Genomic DNA, 19,314 nt, shown 5'->3' on the forward strand with positions numbered 1-19,314 from the left:
GTATAATTGCCGGGCAAATCGATTTGGCAGGGAGTTTTATGCGCATTATTCACACCGCGGACTGGCACCTGGGGCAGTTCTTCTATAACAAGAGCCGCGCCGCCGAGCACCAGGCCTTTCTTGACTGGCTGTTAATACAGATCGAACAGCATCAGGTCGATGCGCTGATTGTGGCGGGCGACCTGTTTGATACCGGTACGCCGCCCAGCTATGCGCGTGAAATGTTTAACCGCTTCGTGGTGGCGTTACAACCCAGCGGCTGTCAACTGGTGGTGCTGGCGGGCAATCATGACTCGGTGGCAACGCTGAATGAATCGCGCGAACTGCTGGCCTGTCTGAACACCCGGGTCGTTGCCACGCCGCAGGAGAGTGACGACGTCATGATCCTGACAACCCGTCAGGGTGAACCCGGCGCGCTGCTGTGCGCGATTCCCTATCTGCGCCCGCGCGACATTATGCGCAGCCAGGCCGGTCAGTCTGGACGGGATAAACAGCTCAGCCTGCTGGAGGCCATCAGCGCCCATTATCAGCGCAGCTTCGCGGCGGCACAGGCGCTGAACATGTCCCTGCCGATCGTGGCGACCGGCCATCTTACCGCCCTTGGCGTCAGCAAAAGTGACTCCGTGCGCGATATCTACATCGGCACGCTGGATGCGTTTCCTGCCTCGGCGTTTCCGCCGGCCGATTACATCGCCCTTGGACATATTCATCGCGCTCAGCGCGTCGCGAACAGCGACCATATTCGCTACAGCGGCTCCCCTATTCCGCTGAGCTTTGACGAGCTGGGCAGCGAAAAAAGTGTCTGTCTGCTGACTTTCAGCCCGCGCGGCCTGGAAACCCTGACCCTGCCGGTTCCCACCTTCCAGCCGATGCAGATGCTTAAAGGCTCTCTGGCGCAAATCAGTGAGCAGCTCGCTCACCTTTCCCCTCCCAGCGGAGAGAAGCCGGTCTGGCTCGATATAGAAGTCACCACCCAAGAGTACTTAAGCGATCTGCAGCGCCAGGTTGAAGCGCTGACGGCAGATTTACCGGTGGAAGTGCTGCTATTACGCCGCAGTCGTGAACAGCGCCAGCACAGCCTGGCGCAAACGGATAACGAAACCCTGAGCGAACTTAAGGTCGAAGAGGTTTTTGCCCGACGCCTGGCGCTTAATGAGGAGCTTGATGACAAGCAGATCGTCCAGGTCACGACCCTGTTTAAGCAGACGCTGGCCGACCTGGAGGCGAACCCATGAAGATCCTCACGCTGCGATTCAAAAACCTGAATGCGCTGAAAGGAGAATGGTTTATCGATTTTCGCACCGAACCTTTCGCCAGTAATGGTCTGTTTGCCATTACCGGCGCGACAGGTGCCGGTAAAACCACCTTACTGGACGCTATCTGCCTGGCGCTGTATCACCAGACGCCGCGCCTGGGTGCGATTTCTCAGGGCCACAACCCGCTGATGACGCGCGACTGCGCCGAGTGCCTGGCCGAAGTCGAGTTTGAAATCAAAGGTGAGGCCTGGCGGGCATTCTGGAGCCAGAACCGCGCACGAGGCACGGCCGACGGCAAACTGCAGGCTCCCCGCGTCGAGCTGGCTCGCTGCGCAGATAATCAGATCGTTGCAGACAAAGTGGGCGACAAGCTCAAGCTTACCGAAACGCTTAGCGGCCTGGATTTTGAACGTTTTACCCGTTCAATGATGCTGTCACAGGGCCAGTTCGCCGCATTTCTTAACGCCAAAGCGAATGAGCGCGCAGAGCTGCTGGAAGAGCTGACCGGAACGGAAATTTACGGGCTGGTTTCCATGGCCGCGTTTGAGCGCCATAAAGAAGCCAAAAATGCGCTGGAACTGATGCGCAGTCGGGCAGGCGGCATGGCACTGCTTGATGAGGCGACCCGCGCCGGGCTGCAGCAACAGCAGGCAGCCCTGACTGAGGCCGAGCAGCAACTCAGCCGTCAGTTTGACACCGCTCAGCGGCAGCAGCAGTGGCTGCAGCTGGCACAGCAGCTGAGCGCGGATGCTGAACAGGTGAACGCCGCCCGTCAGGCCGCCAACGCGGCGAGTCAGGCGGCAGAGGCCGATCGCCAGCGTCTGGCACGAAGTGAACCGGCAGAAAAACTGCGCGGTGCGCTGCAACAGCGCGACAACCTGCAGACTGAACGCGCGGAGCTGCAACAGCGTCAGCAGCAGTTAAACCAGCAGATGCAGGCGACGGCCCACGAGCAGCAGCAGTTGCAGCAGCGTTATCAGGAAACCGAAGCGGCGCGCGAACAGGTGCGTTTGCAACAGCACCAGCAGGAAACGCTACTGAGCGGACAGGTTATTCCACTCGATCAGGCGCTCTCGGCCCTGCAGCAGCAAATTCAACAGCTGCAGCATGAAACCGCACAGCAGCAGGCGAGCTGTACGCAGCGTGAACAGGCGATGCAAACCGAGCAACATAAGGTCAGCGATCTCCAGCAGGCGCTGGCACAGCAGCAGGCGCGTCGGCAACAGCTGGCGGATATGCCGGTTTGGGGCGAAAATCTTCCGCTGTGGCAGGACCGCTTTGCTCAACTGGCCCGCCATGAAACCGATCAGGCGGCGTCGGCGCAGCAAATTCAGCAACAGGCGTTGCAGCTTCATCAGCGCCAGCAGCAGGTCGAACAGCTGCAACAACAGCTTGCGCCATTGAAGCAGGCCGGGCAACTCACGCAGCAGACCTTGTTTGACGCTGAGCAAGCACTAACATCGCTCCATAAGGCGCATCCTCCCGAAGCCTTGCGTCAGGCCTTAAAGCAGTTAACTCAACAGCGTGACGCACGTCAGACGCTGACGTTACTTGCAGCCCAGTGGCAGCCGCTACATCAGCAGCGCGGTCAGTATGAAAAACGGTTACAGGATCTGGAAAAAGCCTGCCAGCAGGCTGAGGCTGAATTACTGACGCTGCGGGAAACATGGAAGCGGGAGAAACAGCAACTCACCGACGTTGAGAAGATTTGCCAGCTTGAAAGCCATATTGCCGATCTGGAGGAACACCGGGCGCGGCTGGAGGCCGGGCAACCCTGCCCTTTGTGCGGTTCCTGCGAACATCCCGCGGTTGAAACCTACCGCACGCTCGAAGTCAGCGCCAACCAACAGCGCAAAGCCGTGCTGCAAAAACAGGTGGAAGCACTGAGCGAAACCGGTACGGCCAAAAATGAGCAGATAAAACACCTGAAGGGCCAGCAGCAGTCTCTGCGCGACGAGCTCGCCAGTGTAGTGCAGCAGCTGGATGCATTGACCCAGCGCTGGCAGGCACTGAGCGGTGAGCTTGCGCTTACCTTCACTCTGAACGATACCGACGCGCTGGACCACTGGCTGCAGGCGCAAAGCCGTCAGGAACAGGCATTAACTTCGCAGACAGAGACGCTGGAACACGCCGAGCGAACGTATCAGGCGGCAAAAGAACAGCATCTGCAACAGCAGCAGACACAGCAGCAGCACCAGCAAACGCTGCAGTTGACGCAACAGCAGTTGGAGAACGAACACCAGGCGTTACTGACTTTACAGCGCCATCACCAACAGGCTCAGGCGAATGCTCAGCCGCTCCAGGAGGGGCTGGCGCAACAATTCGCAGGCTTCGGCCTGACGCTGCCTGACAGCGCACAGCGCGACAGCTGGCTGGCTGAACAGCAACAGCGCTGGCAGCAGTGGCAGGAAAGTGAGCGGTTGCTTGCTAACTTGCAGCCTCAGTTGGCGCGCGCGGAAAGCCAGGCTGACGCCCTGCGCCAACAGCTGCAGCTTGAGCAGCAGCGCCTGAATCAGCAGCAACAGCAGCTCGCCGCACTGGACCAGCAATACCGCGAAAAACGTCAGCAGCGTGAGGCGTTGTTTGGCGATCGGGATGTCATTCAGGCCCGTCGGCAGATGCAGGAGAGCGTCGAGCATCATGAGGCGCAGCTGACGCAGCAGCGTGAACGGCTGCAGCAGTCTCAGGCTGAAGCCAGCCGCCTCCACGGCCAACTGACGTTGCTGGAGAGCCAGCTACACAGGTTGGGCACTCGCCTGACGGACGCTGAGCAGCACTTCAACGCCGCGCTGACTGCGGCTGAATTCCCGGACGAGGCGAGCCTGCGCGCCGCGTTGCTTGACGAGCATGAAGCGCAACAGCTTCGCCAGCGACTGCAGCAGATCGATCAGCATCTGCTCCATCAACAATCCCGCCTGGCAGAGCTGCAGCAACGGCTGGCAACCCATGAGCAGGCTAAACCCGATAAGATGCCTGAGTCCGCCGATGCACTGACCACACTGCTGGAAGCGTTGCGGCATTCTCTGAGGGAGAACGCCAGTCAGCAGGGACAACTGCAGCAGCAGTTGCAAAGCGACGCCAGCCTGCGGACCCAGCAGCAAACGTTGCTGGCTCAGATTGCGCAGGAGGAAACCACGCTGGCGCAGTGGGCGTTGCTTAACGATCTGATCGGCTCGGCGACCGGGGATAAATTCCGGCGCTTTGCCCAGGGACTCACACTCGATCACCTGGTGGCGCTAGCTAACCGCCAGCTGGATCGTCTGCATGGTCGCTACCTTTTACAGCGCCGCGCCATCGATGCGCTGGAACTGGACGTGGTGGATACCTGGCAGGCGGACAGCGCACGCGATACCCGCACGCTGTCAGGTGGAGAAAGCTTTTTGGTGAGCCTTGCGCTGGCGCTGGCGCTGTCCGATCTGGTCAGCCATAAAACGCGCATCGAGTCGTTATTTCTTGATGAGGGTTTCGGCACGCTGGACGCAGAGACGCTGGATACCGCCCTGGATGCGCTGGATGCGCTCAATGCCAGTGGAAAAACCATTGGCGTGATCAGTCACGTCGAGGCGATGAAAGAGCGCATTCCGGTGCAAATTAAGGTCCGCAAAATGAATGGCCTGGGATACAGCAAACTTGAATTGCCGGGTACGTAAGAGGTTAATTATGTTGAGATGTACAGGAATTATGGCGGCCACGATGCTGCTGCTGGCAGGATGCAGTCATCATCCTGAGGCTTCCGAAGCGCAATGCGCGTCAGGCCTGCCCCAGGCGCAGTGCCAGGACGTGAACCGCTATATTCGCGAGGTCAATGCGTCCGTCATGCGCAATTTTCACAATGCGAAAAACTATGTGGGCCAGCGTTGCCTGGTGACGGCACAGCGTCGCCCGGATGGGCGCTATAACGTGATGCGAACGGAAGGAAATGAGTCGCTGTGCCTGAAGGCCTGGCAGAGCGTCAGCAGCGCGCGGGATATGCCTTTGCCTCCACCGCACGCCCCACAGCAGCTCGTCTTTGCCTTCGCGCCAGTTCGCTGAGCCAGCCCTGTGCATCCTTCAGTATCTTGCACAGGTGCACAGGGCCGCAGGCCACGGCGGCGTTTATTCCGGCCACAGCCAGGCCGCGCCGCGCACACCGCTTGAATCCCCGTGCATCGCTTTCAGCACCGGCGTTTCACACTCGCCGCCAAAAACCCATTTCTTCATCAGCGTGGGCACCGTCTGGTACAGGCGGTCCACGTTGCTCATGCCGCCGCCCAGCACAATCACGTCGGGATCGATCAGGTTGACAACCTGAGCCAGGGATTTTGCCAGACGGATTTCATAGCGGCTCATTGCCAGGGCAGCCACGGGATCCTGCTGCTCCAGCAGTTTGACAATCTCAGCGCCTTTGCGCGCCACACCGCTTAACCGCTGATAGTCGATAGCAAAGCCGGTACCGGAAACAAAGGTTTCAATGCAGCCCTGCTGGCCACAATAACAGGGGACTTCCGCGCGGTAACGCAACTCGTCTTCATCCATCCACGGTAAAGGATTATGACCCCATTCGCCCGCATTGCCGTTGCCGCCAATGCGTGACGCGCCGTTTATCGCTACGCCTGCGCCCGAACCGGTGCCGATGATTACCCCAAACACCAGTGCCTGCCCCGCGCCTGCGCCATCGACCGCTTCGGACACGGCCAGACAATTCGCGTCATTGGCTATGCGGATGTCACGATTCAGCGCCTGCGCCAAATCTTTATCCAGCGGCTGACCGTTTAGCCAGGTGGAGTTCGCGTTTTTCACCCGCTGCGTATAGGGCGAAATCGTGCCCGGAATACCTAAGCCTACCGTCCCGGTTTGGCCGGTTTTTTCTTCGGCGAGGCGGACTAAATCAACGATGGCCTGCACGGTCGCCCGGTAGTCGTCACGGGGCGTGGAAATCCGATGGCGAAACAGCTCTTTTCCCTCGCCGGACAGCGCAATCACTTCTGTTTTGGTGCCGCCCAAATCAATGCCTATGCGCACGGTTTATTCCTCATTATTCGTTAGGGTGTTTTCTACACTAAAAGGCGAATGCCTGAAAGGCAATGAAACCGCTCCGATGTTTCGCTATCATGCGCACACTTAGTGAGATTTGTGCGCCCGATCGCGCCACGGTAAGGAATCCCGATGTTGTGGTTTAAAAATATGATGGTTTATCGTCTGAATCGTGACATTCCGTTGTCTGCAGACGACATGGAAAAACAGCTGGAGGCTTTCACCTTCTCGCCCTGCGGCAGTCAGGACATGAGCAAGACCGGGTGGGTGGCACCGATGGGCAATCGCAGCGATGCCCTGACCCACGTCAACAACGGTCAGATTGTCATTTGCGCGCGCAAAGAAGAAAAAATCCTGCCCTCTCCGGTCGTGAAGCAGGCGCTGGAGGCCAAAATCGACAAGCTTGAGGCAGAGCAGAGCCGCAAGCTAAAAAAGACGGAAAAAGATTCGCTGAAAGATGAAGTGCTGCACAGCCTTTTACCGCGTGCGTTCAGCCGTTTCAGTCAGACCTATATGTGGATCGACACCGTGAACAACCTGATCATGGTGGACTGCGCCAGCGCTAAAAAAGCCGAAGACACGCTGGCTCTGCTGCGTAAAAGCCTGGGTTCGCTGCCGGTTGTGCCCCTGACGCTGGAAAGTCCGATTGAACTTACCCTGACCGAATGGGTGCGTTCCGGGGATGTTCCGGCCGGTTTTGCCCTCATGGACGAAGCCGAGCTCAAGGCCATTCTGGAAGATGGCGGCGTGATTCGCTGCAAGAAACAGGATCTGGTGTGCGATGAAATTGCCAACCATATCGAAGCCGGTAAGCTGGTGACCAAGCTGGCGCTGGACTGGCAGGAGCGTATTCAGTTCGTCTTATCCGACGACGGCTCGGTGAAACGCCTGAAGTTCAGCGATACGCTGCGTGACCAGAATGATGATATCGATCGGGAAGATTTTGCGCAGCGTTTTGATGCAGACTTTATTCTGATGACCAGCGAACTGGCGGCCCTGACCAGCAATCTGGTTGAAGCGTTAGGTGGCGAAGCTCAGCGTTAATGCATTTGGCCGCAGATTGCCTGCGGCCGTTCTTCTTAGTCTTTCAGATAGCGGCAAAGATATGCGCTCGGCTCGCCTACCTGCAGATGAAACTCGCTGTGGCCCGGTACGTTAAACACCGATCCCGCCTCAAACCATTTCCACTCTGTCTCACCCGGCAGCAACACTTTCATTGAGCCGCTTACCACGGTCATCTCTTCCGGTTGGGCGGTGCCAAACGTGTATTCACCTTCTGCCATAACACCGACGCTGGCACGGCCGGTGCTCGCACTGTCAAAACCGATGGATTTAACTTTTCCGTCAAAATACTCACTTACATTGAGCATAAACCTTCCTCACAGCACATTAGGGTGACAGGCAGTGTAGAAGGGAACTTGCTGATCTGTCACGCGAAATAGTGAGTGATTGTGATCGCCGCGCGGCAATGGCTGCCGCGGGAACCAGGGGAAATCAATGGCTTCCTTGCCAGAGCAGAGGCTTACTCTTTTTCTACATCTTCATAGCGATTTTTTGCATCATGCGCTTCCTGCTCTGATTCGTGCTCGCTGATTAACGAATCTGGCTTGGGATGGTCGGCCCGCAGTTGCCATGACGTCACTTTTTTGCCTTCGGGGCCTTTTTCCACAGTGACAACGCGCGCTTCTCGGGGGTAAGGAGGTCTTGTCGGCATAATGTGTCCCTCTTCGCTAAATGACATTCCACACGACAGGCGATTGCCTGCCATGGAATAAGTATAGTCAATACGGCGGAAAGGACGGCGAAAGCGGGATAAATCTGAGGGTTAACTGGCACGCGCCAGAGATAACGACTGCAGGATCTGTTCAACGACGCGTTCAGGTGCCAGCATGGCGTTCACCTCGTGATGCGCGGCAGAACGGTACAGGTGCGCACGGGCGCGCAGCACTTCACCCATTTCTTCCGCGATGGGGCGTCCGGTTAACGTGGGGCGCTGAGCATTTTCCGGCTGGCTTTCCAGACGACGGGCCAGGATATCAGGCGGTGCACTTAACCAGATCACCTGACCGTGCTCACGCATATAACGGCGATTACCTTCCGCCAGCACCATTCCGCCACCGGTGGCGATAATGGTTGACGGGGCGGTTACGGCTTTGAGCGAGTCGGTTTCACGCGCACGAAAGCTCTCCCATCCTTCCGCAGCCACAATTTCCGCTACGGTACGCTGCGTCGTGAATTGCAGGTGATGATCGGTATCGCGAAACGCATAACCCAGCGCATGAGACAGGGCTTCACCGATAGTGGTTTTTCCGCATCCGCGCGCACCGATCAAAAAAATGGACAAGGACATCAGGGCAGTTCCTCCGCCGCGCAGCCCATCACAGCTGCAGGTTAGGCTCAATAATAGGACGCATCATAGCGGGAATTTATTTCGTCCTCTACCCATTGAGCGTATTTTACGCATGATTGCACCCACTATTGCAAAAAAACAAAGAAATACAGCAGGTTAACGATGCACATTTTGTGCATTGGGTAAAAAAGTTTACGTCAGCAACATTTGCTTACCGCCACGAATTTACATTGCTGCACGTCGCCCCCATATACTGTTAACAGTCGCAACGGGAGAGTCATCATGCAACGCGAAGAACAAGAACTGATTGAAAATCTGTTTAGCCGTTTGAAACAAGCTGAAAGCCAGACTGCGGCACGCGATGCTGCTGCCGAACAACTGATCAAACAACACCTGCAGGCGCAACCAGGCGCGCCCTACTATATGGCTCAGGCCATTTTGATTCAGGAAGCGGCACTTAAAAAACTGAATGAGCGGGTTCAGGAGCTGGAAAATCATCTGGCTCAGCAGCAGGCTCAGCAACAGCAGCAGCCAAAAAGCAGTGGCGGGTTTTTATCCAGCCTGTTTGGCGGCGGCAGTCAGCAGGCCCAACCGGCTCAGCCATCGCCCCAGTGGAACAGCGCACCGCAACAGCCGCCGCAGCAGCCCTATGCCAGCGCACCTGCGCCCCGTGGCAGCGGATTTCTGGGCGGCGCACTGCAAACCGCCGTGGGCGTAGCAGGCGGTGTGGTCATGGCCGATATGCTGACCAGCATGTTCCACCACTCGCAGCCGGAAGAGATCGTTAACATCATTAACGAACCCCAGTCGCTGCCTCAGGTCGATGACAGCCTGAATACCTTTAATGGCGGGAACGATCAGTCGTTTCTCGATCAGGGAACAGGTGCCGACAATCAGTCCTTCCTGGATCAAAGCAACGGCTGGAGTGACACCTATGCCGACAATGGCGATCTGAATGACTTCGGCGGCAATGATTACGATGACGACGACAGTTTTGTTTGATTTAACGTTGTCGCTGTCTTAGCCAGCTGTCTAGTTCATTGGCAAACTGCTGGCGGTCCCGCGGGCTCATGGCGGCGGGACCGCCTGTCTGTACGCCGCTGGCGCGCATCGTGTCCATAAAATCACGCATCGTCAACCGCTCGCGTATGGTGGCAGGTGAATACCGTTCCCCGCGCGGATTCAGCGCCGACGCCCCTTTTTCAATCACCTCTGCGGCCAAGGGAATATCTGCCGTAATCACCAAATCGCCAGCCTGCACACGCTTCACGATTTCATTATCGGCAACATCAAACCCAGCCGGCACCTGTAGCGTGCGCAACCAGGGCGATGGCGGTACGCGTAAAAATTGATTCGCAACAAAGGTGACCATGGTTTGCGTTCTGTCCGCCGCCCGGTACAGCACGTCTTTTATGACGTTTGGGCAGGCGTCCGAATCGACCCAGATAGACATTGGTGTTCCTTATTCTGGAAAATAGCGACGATGTTAACCTGTTTTGCAAAACGGGGTTAAGTAAAATTCCCCGGCTTCCGCTATGGCCAGATCTCGCGTTCAGAACGCACGTCAGCCCCCCGAATATCGTCAACGATGAAGGGAGTGCTCAACGCGCGTTCACCACAAAAACGTGCCGCCATCACTCTCTTTTGCTCTCTGGCACCGGCCGCCGTGCGTTACCGCTAACTTGTTATTAATCCTGTCTGCAGTAAGCTACAGCGTTGATAACGGTGAAAACAGGAAAGGAGACGGTGATGCTGGAAAAGAAAATCGGATTTATTGGCGGTGGCAACATGGCAAAAGCCATCATTGGCGGGCTGATAAACAGCGGGCAAATGACACCGTCAGCTATCTGGATTTACGACCGCAAACCGAGCACCAATCAGCAAATGGCCGAACAGTACGGTATTAACGCCGCGGAGAGTGCGGAAGCGCTGGCCCAGCACGTGGATATTCTGTTTGGTGCGGTCAAACCCAATGTGATCCTCAAAGTGCTGAAAGAACTGGCTAACAGCCTGAAAAAAGAGGCAGTAGTCGTTTCAATTGCCGCGGGCGTGACGCTGGATAACCTGGCTTCCGTGCTGGGGCACGATCGTAAGATCATTCGCGCAATGCCAAACACCCCTTCCCTGGTCGGTGAAGGCATGACCTCCGTTACGCCCAACGTGCTGGTTGAACAGAGCGAGACCGATGAAGTGGTCGCGATATTTGAGAGCTTTGGTCAGGCGGCGGTCGTCGATGAATACCTGATCCACTCGGTGGTTGGCGTCAGTGGTTCAGCTCCGGCTTACGTGTTTATGTTTATTGAAGCCATGGCCGATGCCGCCGTGGCGGGCGGCATGCCGCGCGCGCAGGCTTACCGGTTTGCGGCCCAGGCCGTGAAAGGCTCCGCACAGATGGTGCTGGAAACGGGTAAACACCCCGGTGAGTTGAAAGATATGGTCTGCTCGCCCGGCGGCACCACCATTGAAGCGGTGAAAGTGCTGGAAGAAAAAGGCTTCCGTTCAGCCGTGATCGAAGCCATGCAGCAGTGCATGGCGAAGTCGAACAAGCTGAGCCGCAGTTAACCGATATGTCTGGCAAACATGCCGTTTGCCAGACGGTTTTGCGGGCCCATTATTGTGCAGAATGGTGGGCCTGATACCATGCCAGTGCCTGTTCCATCGTCATGGGCTCCTGCATCTTTTCGACCAGCGCGGCGGTCAGCGTGTAGAGTCCACACGAGAAAACCGCAGCCAGCCGCCCTTCCTTGCCGTAAAAGGCCATAAACGTTTTCTCTTCCAGCGATCCCACCTGCTGGTAGTCGTCCCAGTCTGTGGCATGACCAATATATTCATAGCGGGTACCATAATGCGCGGTCCAGAAAAACGGCACGCGGTCATAGTGATGAATATTTCCCAGCATGTTCATTGCTGCGGTCTGGCCCTGCTGCTCTGCCACGCGAAAATGCTCGATGCGCAGCGGCCCCTGGGCGGAAGGATAGGTTGCAATATCGCCGGCTACCCAGACGTTTTCTGCCACGCGTAGCTGCTCATCCGTTTGCAGGCTGCCATCTTCAACCCGCGGCAGGTCGTGAATAAACGAGGTGGCCGGTTTAACGCCGGTAGCGAACAGCACCACATCGGCAGCGATCTGCTGACCGGTTTTTAACCGCACGCCCGTCACGTGGTTTTCGCCCTGAAGCGACGCAATCTCACCTTCCACAAATGTTACGCCGTTAGCCTGATGCAGTTGATGGAAATAACGGCCGATCGCCTCACCAAACTGCGCCGCAAACGGCAGCGCGTGACGTGCGATGACGGTCACCTCAACGTCACGGTTACGCAGCGACGAGGCCAGCTCCATGCCAATAAAGCTGTTACCGATAATCACAATCTGCTGACTTCGATCGACGGCCGCTAGCAGGGACGCGGTATGCTGCTTGTTGCGCAGAATATGTACGCCCGCTAAATCAGCGCCGGCAAGCGACGGCTTGACAGGTTCTGCGCCCGTTGCAATTAATAATTTATCGAACTGCAACGTGCTATCGTCGGCAAACACCAGACGGTGCGCCTCATTATCAACTCGCTCAACGCGCTTTTGGATGCGCTCGACGTGATCGAGTATGTCACTGCCAAGCAGCGATGGCACATCATCGATATCCATTTTGCCTGAGGGAACAAATTTCGTCAGCGCCGTGCGGTCGTAAGGGGCTTCAGGCTCACTCTCTACCAACACCAGGCGGCCCTTAAAGCCGTCGTGGCGTAATCGCCACAGTGCCGCACTCCCGGCCGCGCCCCCGCCCAGTACCACAAAGACCGGGGCGCTGGCACCGCTGCCCACTGGCGAAGCAGGCGACATCGCTTTAGGGTTAACCAGAATCTGGCCATTTTCGATGCGAACGGGATACTGTTTCAGGTCGGCCAGCGCCAGCGGCTCGCACATTTTACCGCTGCTCAGTTCAAACGCCGCTTTATGCCAGGGACAGATGAGCCTGTCGCCGCAGATAGCGCCCTGCTCAAGCGGCGCGCCTGCATGAGGGCATTTTGCCTGGAAAGCCTGGACGCTGTCAGCCTCACGGATGAGTAAAAACTCTGTTTCACCCAGCTTTTTTTTAACCGGCTGACGTTGCGGTAAATCCTTGAGAGCAATAACAAATTGATAGTTCACGACATGGCTCCTTTTCCAACCGTCACGGGTAAAAGCACCGCGCCCGCACGCGCGCGGCGCAATCCCTTATAAACAGTAAGTGTGGCAAAGGATTGGAAAAGCTTGCGCCTCAATGGCGATTTTTTTCGCTAATCATCTGTTTCTTCAGTAATTAAAAGCGTGCTGCAGCGCACTGATGGCAGGCGAAGAGAGGAGGCGGCCACCGAAATGGCCGGCTGAGTCTTAGCTTTTTTTGAGGCATTGACTCATAAAGGTTTTACGTGCGTCACCGGTCAGCTTTTTATCTCCGGCCTGGAGATTACAGGTTTTCATTTTTATTTGTTGCGGTGACATGTCCGCGACTTTGCTGTCTTTCTTCAGGCAATCGCTCATAAATTGCTTACGCACATCGCCTTTTAACGATTGGCTGCTGGCATGTTCATTACACATCGCCATTTTTTGCTGCTGCGGCGTTTTATCTGCTGCGCTGGCGTGGCTGCTCATCATTATTCCTGCCAGGACTATCATCAGGATATTGCCTTTCATTGTTTTCACTCCGTTGTGATAAAGACAGTATTTATTCTGGCATGCCAGAAAAGAATCAGACGACTTTTGCTTTGGAATAATACAGAGATCGCACTTTTATTCTGGAGATCGGCGTGATTTCAGCTGTGGGGCCGGTGAAGTAATCGGGTGACAGCGTTTTTTAATAACGCGGCATTGTGATCGTTGTGATCCACTTCGGCATGAATCATGGCCGTATCAATGCTGTTGACGAGGGACTGATGCTGCTCAGGCGGCATCATGCGCAGCATTGCGGTGATCACAAGTTCCAGCGCTTCGATCTGCACGACCTGCTCTTTAGACGCTTCTTCTTTTTCTGCCAGCGTAATTAATAGCTCAGCAATCAGATTTTTCATGCCGGTGCCTCTTCAGCAGGGTGAAGAAAAAAATATCACCCGCCAGAATAAAAAAAAAGGAATTTTTTATTCTGTTTATCAGCACATTAAAATAACAGCGCGAGTGCGGTGTTATCTTATTTCATTTATTATGAGCGAAACGTTTTTATTCTACTGACAAGCGAGGCGTCACCATTTTGTCATCATGGTAAGCGTCGATAAATGCCCTGTTTTTGCTGCCAGCACGTTCTGCTCTTAACTGGCAAAGCGTATCTGACGCTTCTCTGGCCACGGATTTGTCATCATGGTAAGCGTCGATAAATGCCTTGTTTTTGCTGCCAGCACGTTCTGCATTTAACTGGCAAAGCGTATCAGACGCTTCTCTGGACACGGAGAGACATGGCAGGAAATCTTTCAGCGTCACCGCCTTTCGAAAGGTCAGATCCCGCAGTCCCATGCCACGAACCCTGCAGATTTCCTCTTCACACTACGCGTGTGTCGGGCGACGTTTACCGAGATAAGCACGATTTTTTTGCCTCCGCTCTGGAGTTTATCTGCGGTAACAATAAACTTATTAATCAGTTAACTACGTGCTAAAACCCTGTCGGCATTATTTGAAAATCACTCATCACATTTGAAAAATATTTCAGGTTGTTACTGACAAGACGTAACGGCAGACCTATGTTTAAAAAACCGCCAGATTCGTGCGGGACGTGGGTCGTTCTGATCAACGTAATGCGCCCGATTAAACCCTTGCCGTGCATATCGGGAGCCACTAACTCACCTGACTCTGCCTGCTGCGCATTCGCGTACCGGGCGGGCTGTCTGTTTGCGGAGATGGAGAATGAGAGTGCAATCTAACAGCGCCAGCCGTGCTATCACCGATTATTTCAACAGCCCGGACTGGAATGTCCCGCCAGAGTCGGATTTGCTGGCCGTTATTATGCGGGAACTGATGGAAGCCGGGCAGCCCACGACCAATAAAGCCGTTATCGCACGCGTGATCAATAAGCTGGAATTTGAAGGGGATGAGCAACGCCTGCAACGCTATCGTGCCCTGTTAGCCCGGCTGATGGAGGCGCGGCCCCACGAGTGAGCCGCTGTTAACCTACTTCGCCAGCCGGTACTGGTTGGCCTCGCTTACGCTGGCCCGACCGCTGCTGCGCTGAAACAGGCAAAGCTCTCGTCCCCGGCGGTTTTTCATGTGCTTCTGCGGATAGAGCCCTTCAAGCAGTAACGCGCTGTAGCCTACGCTGTCATCGTACTCGACAACCTGACCCAGTACTTTTGCCTTGCTTAAGGTGCTGGCGTTGATGCACGCCTGCCGCATCACCTGCTGGCTTTTCTGCCATGCCTCCGGGCTTGAAGCCAGAGCAACCGGGCTGACCAGCAGCAAAAATAAGACTGAAATCCTCTGGAAATATTCCATGCGTTGCTCCTTCTTCGGGCTTAACCAGAAAAAAATTCCCGCCTGAGCGGGAATAAACAAGACGAGCATTGCATATTGATGTAACGAGGAAATCCTTACCCTGTTGATTGAACCGATCGATAACGGTTATCGCCTACCCACAGGGTACAGGCGTTATCTTCGCCTGACGCCATGACAACTCTATGACAATGCGCTGTTTATTTGCCACTTAACCGCAATAGACACGGCTGATATTACCGCTTTTGTCGGCCATAAAGTTCAGACGGGTGAAATTAAAGTCCATCGTTACCGCTGAATTCCACGGGATGGCACGCACTTTTTGCGTGAAACGCTGATTATCGATGGCAGACAACGGCTTGCCCACAAAGTGTTGATACTGAGATGCGCCACAGCTGTCCGCCTGCGCATCCAGCGGCACGGCGGCCTTGTCGGATTGTGTGGCCGACTGGCAGCCCGTCAGCAGTAAAAAACCGGCGGCCGCCAGCGCTTTTCCATAATGATTCACGTGTTTTCTCCTCATGGACGTGTAAAACCTGACTCCGAAGAGTAACAAGCCTGTCAGCAGGTATGAACCGCTAAAATCAAACTTACCGCACAATACCAGGGATTAAATGCTAGGGAATGCGGTTATTGACAGATGAATCGCACTTGCTGGCTAAAATTACCGCGAGAAGCCTCTGATAGTATTTGCGGAATCACCCATGACACGATGAGTTATTGAGGAAGCGCGAGTGGAACTGATCCTTTTTATTAGCTTTGCCCTCTTGTTGACCCTGATCGCGGTCAGCATCCGCTAGCCAGTCATCATGCCCTTGGTGCTGCACGTCTTTTTTTCAGGCTGCAGCGCAAGCGTCTGGCAGCCTGTTGCAACCCTCTCTGACGGTGGGTTTGCCCCCTGAATCCATGCACATCAAACCGGCATAACGCCCTGACGGCGTTGAAAAAAAAATATTGTATCGTACGCTCTCTCGACAGCGATCCGACGCGTTGCTACTATGCGTTTATCATCGCTGGCTGGGTCGCCTATGAACACCAATTCCGACAGAGTGACGCTGACACTGTTTTATGTCGGCAGCTTTGTTGTCTATTACCTCATTACCATGCTGATTACCCTGTTTCCAAATTACGGTATTCTGCGTAATGACGGTTTGCTGGTGCCTGTACTCTGCCTGTTCGAGTTTGCGGTCATCTATCCGCTGTATCGGTTCTACTGCCAGCGTCGTACGGATATTCCATTGGGCTTTTTACGCTCAGGTCAGACGTTACTTTTTATTGGCGCCCTGTTTATTTTAATGGCGGCGCAAACCCAGTACTTACAGCCTGAAGGCTGGCTGGTCGCGCAAACGCAGCAGGGACGCAGCTCGATGCTTATCCTGTTGCTCACCGCCGTCTTGCTGGCCCCGGTATTTGAAGAAGTGCTGTTTCGCGGCTTTTTGTTGCAGGGCTTTCTGCTCTGGGCACCCAACAGCCGTTTTGCCTGCATGCTACTGACCTCCCTGCTCTTTGCGCTGATGCATACGCAGTATGTTCACTGGGAAACCGTGGTAGCGCTGACGCTCTTCTCTCTGCTGCTTTGCTATGCCCGCCTGCGCAGCAATTCGCTGGCCTTGCCGGTCTTTCTTCATACGCTGAACAACCTGATTGCTATCCTGCCCGCCTGGTATTTCGCCTGACAGGCATCATTTTTTTATTGCCCCTCCGTCAATAACCTGCGAAAAATCAGCTAGTATCCTTTTTTAAACACAGGGATGGATGGTCTGTAAGCCAATGATTACCATGCTGGATGTGGCCCGCAAGGCCGGAGTTTCTAAAGCCACCGTCTCGCGCGTGCTGGCGGGAAATCGTTACGTCAGTAAAAGTACGCAGCAAAAGGTCTATCAGGCCATTGCCGAAACCGGTTATCGCCCCAATCTGCTGGCGCGCAGCCTGGCCACGCAAAAGTCCCAAAATATTGGCTTAATTGTTACCCACTCGCTTTTTAACGGCCCCTACTTCAGCGAGCTGCTGTTTCAGGCTGCCACCCTGACCAATAACTACGGTCGCCAGTTAATTCTGGCTGATGGCAAAACCTGCGCGGACGACGAGCGCGCCGCAATTGAGTTTCTGCTCGACCTGCGCTGTGACGCGATCATTATCTATCCCCGCTTTCTGGACACCGAGGCACTGGATGCCATTATCGAGCAGCACGATATCCCAATTATGGTGGTGAATCGCCAGCTGCCGCGTCATCCGGCCCACTGTGTCTGGGCTACACATCAGCACAATACCTTTCAGGCGACGCGTTATCTGATCGCGCGCGGGCATCACGACATTGCCTTTATTCGTGGTATGACGGGTTCTCCTACCGCTGCCGCTCGCCTGGCAGGTTATGAGCAGGCCCTGGCTGAGCAGGGGCTTGCGGACAGGGCCTGCATCGTGCAGGGCGCGTGGACGCCGGCCAGTGGGATGGCGGCGGCAAAGCAGCTGCTGGACGCGGGCGTGACATTCAGCGCCCTGATGGCGAGTAACGATGACATGGCAATCGGGGCCGCGCTGGCGCTTCACGCCGCGGGAAAACGGCTGCCACAGGATGTTTCTCTGCTGGGATTTGATGATATCCGTATGGCCGAGTTTTTCCTGCCGCCGCTGACCACCGTGCATGTGCCGGTCGCAGAAATGATTCAGCACACGCTGGCGCAGCTGGTCGCCATGCTGGAAGGTCAGGAGGTGGAAGCCTTGCCGCCCTTTAGCGGCCATCTGATTGAGCGCGCCTCGGTCACGGACGGGCCTCATAAGCGGTAAGTCGCGGCATCCCTGCCGCGCGGTCTCAGTAGTCCACCGACGCGTTCAGCGTTGCGCCGTTACTGCGAATCAGCTTCTGATACCAAAAGAAGCTTTTTTTGCGGTAGCGTGCCAGGTCCTTTAACGCTTTTTCATCGCGGTTCACATAAATAAATCCGTAACGTTTGCTGATGCCCTGATGGGTACTCACCAGATCAATAGCAGACCACGGGCAATAACCGAACAGCTCGACGCCATCGGCAATGGCCAGCTGCAGCTGAGCGATATGCTCACGCAGATAGTCGATACGGTAATCATCATGCACCTTGTTGTCGGCCGCCAGGGTATCAAACGCCCCTAAGCCATTTTCGGTAACGATGAGCGGCAAGGCGTAACGTGCATAAATCTGGCGCGCGGTAATGCGAAAGCCTACCGGATCGATATACCAGCCAAACTGATTTTGCTGCAGATGCGGATTATTACAGCCCACGTAGACGGAGCGGTCGATGCCGGCCATTTGCTGATCGGCATGGGGCCGACTGTCGGGGTCATGATGTTCGCCCTCTGCCCCGACGGTGGCCGAAGCATAATAGTTAAAGGCGATAAAATCGGGCTGACCGGCAGCGATGATGGCCATATCCTCATCCTCGATCGTCGGAAGCCAGCCGCGTTGTTTTAAGAAAGCCCATACCACAGGGTTGTAGCGCCCGTGAACGGCTAAATCCAGATAGAGCCAGTTTCGGATTGCAGAGAAATTGTCCGCCGCCAGCACATCCTCTGGCCGCGAGCTTGCCGCATAGACGCAGGAAATATTCGGTGCCGGGCCAATTTTAGCGTCTGGCAAGCGTTCGTGGCAGGCAATCATCGCCTTTGCCTGCGCCAGCATCATGTGGTGATTTTGCTGATACAGGGTTTTCTGTGGATCGGCGGTGCCAGGCGGTAACGTCCCGATCACGTCGCCTTTCAGGATCATCATGTTCTGTTCGTTGATGGTCAGCCAATATTTGACCTGGCTGCCAAACTGCTCAAAACAGGTAATGGCAAAACGTTCAAATGCCGCTACCGTGCGGCGAGAAGACCAGCCTCCGTCCTGCTGCAGGGCCCAGGGCAGATCGAAGTGATAAAGCGTGACCAGCGGTGTAATACCGTGCCGGCAAATTTCATCAATTAACTGCTGGTAAAAGGCCACGCCCGCCTCGTTTAACGCGCCGTCGCCTTCAGGATAAAGACGGCTCCAGGCGATGGAGAAGCGGTAGGTTTTTAGTCCCATTTCCGCCAGCAGGGCGATATCCTCTTTAAAGCGGTGGTAGTGGTCACTGCAAACGGTAAAATCCGTAATTGCCTGGCTGAACGTGGCTTTGTCGATAACCGACGGCCCTTTACCATCTGCATCCCATCCGCCCTCCACCTGATATGCCGAGGTCGAGGCGCCCCAGAGAAAACCGTCCGGAAATGCGGTCAGTGTCGAATGTTGCATAAAATCT

Annotated in this window: 21 protein-coding genes; 9 read left to right on the top strand and 12 right to left on the bottom strand. The window is 55.5% G+C overall.

What is annotated here, in order from left to right; translation table 11 throughout:
- Positions 1 to 38: 38 nt before the first annotated feature.
- The 3 genes from sbcD to P9J57_RS15805 are packed head-to-tail and all read left to right on the top strand — an operon-like array spanning position 39 to position 5,288.
- Positions 39 to 1,235: an exonuclease subunit SbcD gene (gene sbcD, locus P9J57_RS15795; RefSeq protein WP_072137841.1), complete on the top strand. Its 1,197-nt coding sequence runs from the start codon at positions 39 to 41 to the stop codon at positions 1,233 to 1,235.
- Complete coding sequence (locus P9J57_RS15800; RefSeq protein ID WP_483279288.1) at positions 1,232 to 4,906, top strand: AAA family ATPase; 3,675 nt, start codon at positions 1,232 to 1,234, stop codon at positions 4,904 to 4,906. Before sbcD ends, P9J57_RS15800 begins: the two co-directional genes overlap by 4 nt.
- 10 nt (positions 4,907 to 4,916) lie before the next feature.
- The gene (locus P9J57_RS15805) at positions 4,917 to 5,288 is read left to right on the top strand and encodes a cell envelope integrity TolA C-terminal domain-containing protein (RefSeq protein WP_014606460.1); all 372 of its coding nucleotides are present in this window, start codon (positions 4,917 to 4,919) and stop codon (positions 5,286 to 5,288) included.
- A 63-nt stretch (positions 5,289 to 5,351) separates the two neighbouring features.
- On the opposite strand, the gene mak is transcribed toward P9J57_RS15805, so the two are convergent.
- Positions 5,352 to 6,257, bottom strand: a complete 906-nt coding sequence (mak, locus tag P9J57_RS15810) for a fructokinase (RefSeq protein WP_013024840.1) — start codon at positions 6,255 to 6,257, stop codon at positions 5,352 to 5,354.
- 144 nt (positions 6,258 to 6,401) lie between these two features.
- On the opposite strand from mak, the gene rdgC reads away from it, so the two are divergent.
- Positions 6,402 to 7,313: a recombination-associated protein RdgC gene (gene rdgC, locus P9J57_RS15815; RefSeq protein ID WP_013024839.1), complete on the top strand. Its 912-nt coding sequence runs from the start codon at positions 6,402 to 6,404 to the stop codon at positions 7,311 to 7,313.
- Between the two features lie 35 nt (positions 7,314 to 7,348).
- Here the strand turns inward: rdgC and ppnP are convergent, their stop codons facing one another.
- The 3 genes from ppnP to aroL form a co-directional block, all read right to left on the bottom strand.
- A complete protein-coding gene (gene ppnP, locus P9J57_RS15820; protein WP_013024838.1) occupies positions 7,349 to 7,639 on the bottom strand; it encodes a pyrimidine/purine nucleoside phosphorylase in 291 nt (96 codons plus the stop codon).
- Positions 7,640 to 7,791: 152 nt separating this feature from the next.
- Entirely contained in the window at positions 7,792 to 7,983 is a 192-nt protein-coding gene (locus P9J57_RS15825; RefSeq protein WP_022622674.1) for a YaiA family protein, read from the bottom strand.
- 111 nt (positions 7,984 to 8,094) lie between these two features.
- The gene (gene aroL, locus P9J57_RS15830; protein ID WP_014593048.1) at positions 8,095 to 8,619 is read right to left on the bottom strand and encodes a shikimate kinase AroL; all 525 of its coding nucleotides are present in this window, start codon (positions 8,617 to 8,619) and stop codon (positions 8,095 to 8,097) included.
- A 282-nt stretch (positions 8,620 to 8,901) separates the two neighbouring features.
- Here aroL and P9J57_RS15835 point away from each other — a divergent pair, with 282 nt between their 5' ends.
- A complete protein-coding gene (locus P9J57_RS15835; RefSeq protein ID WP_022622675.1) occupies positions 8,902 to 9,621 on the top strand; it encodes a DUF2076 domain-containing protein in 720 nt (239 codons plus the stop codon).
- 1 nt (position 9,622) lies between these two features.
- Here P9J57_RS15835 and P9J57_RS15840 read toward each other — a convergent pair whose 3' ends face one another.
- The gene (locus P9J57_RS15840) at positions 9,623 to 10,072 is read right to left on the bottom strand and encodes a YaiI/YqxD family protein (protein WP_105088449.1); all 450 of its coding nucleotides are present in this window, start codon (positions 10,070 to 10,072) and stop codon (positions 9,623 to 9,625) included.
- Between the two features lie 296 nt (positions 10,073 to 10,368).
- Here P9J57_RS15840 and proC point away from each other — a divergent pair, with 296 nt between their 5' ends.
- On the top strand, positions 10,369 to 11,181 hold the full coding sequence (gene proC, locus P9J57_RS15845; protein ID WP_022622676.1) for a pyrroline-5-carboxylate reductase: 813 nt from the start codon (positions 10,369 to 10,371) through the stop codon (positions 11,179 to 11,181).
- Positions 11,182 to 11,230: 49 nt separating this feature from the next.
- Here proC and P9J57_RS15850 read toward each other — a convergent pair whose 3' ends face one another.
- The 4 genes from P9J57_RS15850 to P9J57_RS15865 all read right to left on the bottom strand — a co-directional run bounded on the left by P9J57_RS15850 (position 11,231) and on the right by P9J57_RS15865 (position 14,098).
- Entirely contained in the window at positions 11,231 to 12,763 is a 1,533-nt protein-coding gene (locus P9J57_RS15850; protein WP_014606463.1) for an FAD-dependent oxidoreductase, read from the bottom strand.
- A 222-nt stretch (positions 12,764 to 12,985) separates the two neighbouring features.
- Entirely contained in the window at positions 12,986 to 13,288 is a 303-nt protein-coding gene (locus P9J57_RS15855; RefSeq protein ID WP_014606464.1) for a PsiF family protein, read from the bottom strand.
- Positions 13,289 to 13,407: 119 nt separating this feature from the next.
- Positions 13,408 to 13,662, bottom strand: coding sequence for an anti-adapter protein IraP (gene iraP / locus P9J57_RS15860; RefSeq protein ID WP_013024830.1), 255 nt, complete (start codon positions 13,660 to 13,662; stop codon positions 13,408 to 13,410).
- Between the two features lie 145 nt (positions 13,663 to 13,807).
- Positions 13,808 to 14,098: a hypothetical protein gene (locus P9J57_RS15865; RefSeq protein ID WP_483279289.1), complete on the bottom strand. Its 291-nt coding sequence runs from the start codon at positions 14,096 to 14,098 to the stop codon at positions 13,808 to 13,810.
- Between the two features lie 387 nt (positions 14,099 to 14,485).
- On the opposite strand from P9J57_RS15865, the gene P9J57_RS15870 reads away from it, so the two are divergent.
- Entirely contained in the window at positions 14,486 to 14,737 is a 252-nt protein-coding gene (locus tag P9J57_RS15870) for a biofilm development regulator YmgB/AriR family protein (protein ID WP_014606466.1), read from the top strand.
- A gap of 12 nt (positions 14,738 to 14,749) precedes the next feature.
- Here P9J57_RS15870 and P9J57_RS15875 read toward each other — a convergent pair whose 3' ends face one another.
- Both P9J57_RS15875 and P9J57_RS15880 read right to left on the bottom strand, forming a co-directional pair.
- Positions 14,750 to 15,070 carry a hypothetical protein gene (locus P9J57_RS15875; RefSeq protein WP_014606467.1) on the bottom strand — a complete coding sequence of 107 codons (321 nt, stop codon included), beginning with the start codon at positions 15,068 to 15,070 and terminating at the stop codon, positions 14,750 to 14,752.
- A 208-nt stretch (positions 15,071 to 15,278) separates the two neighbouring features.
- On the bottom strand, positions 15,279 to 15,575 hold the full coding sequence (locus P9J57_RS15880) for an I78 family peptidase inhibitor (RefSeq protein WP_019106658.1): 297 nt from the start codon (positions 15,573 to 15,575) through the stop codon (positions 15,279 to 15,281).
- Positions 15,576 to 16,095: 520 nt separating this feature from the next.
- Between P9J57_RS15880 and P9J57_RS15885 the strand changes: the two genes are divergently transcribed.
- The gene (locus P9J57_RS15885; protein ID WP_024472063.1) at positions 16,096 to 16,743 is read left to right on the top strand and encodes a CPBP family intramembrane glutamic endopeptidase; all 648 of its coding nucleotides are present in this window, start codon (positions 16,096 to 16,098) and stop codon (positions 16,741 to 16,743) included.
- A 94-nt stretch (positions 16,744 to 16,837) separates the two neighbouring features.
- Entirely contained in the window at positions 16,838 to 17,851 is a 1,014-nt protein-coding gene (locus P9J57_RS15890; protein ID WP_019106659.1) for a LacI family DNA-binding transcriptional regulator, read from the top strand.
- Between the two features lie 25 nt (positions 17,852 to 17,876).
- On the opposite strand, the gene P9J57_RS15895 is transcribed toward P9J57_RS15890, so the two are convergent.
- Complete coding sequence (locus tag P9J57_RS15895; protein WP_019106660.1) at positions 17,877 to 19,307, bottom strand: glycoside hydrolase family 1 protein; 1,431 nt, start codon at positions 19,305 to 19,307, stop codon at positions 17,877 to 17,879.
- Positions 19,308 to 19,314: the final 7 nt, after the last annotated feature.

The sequence above is a fragment of the Pantoea sp. nfd-35 genome, assembly GCF_056892255.1.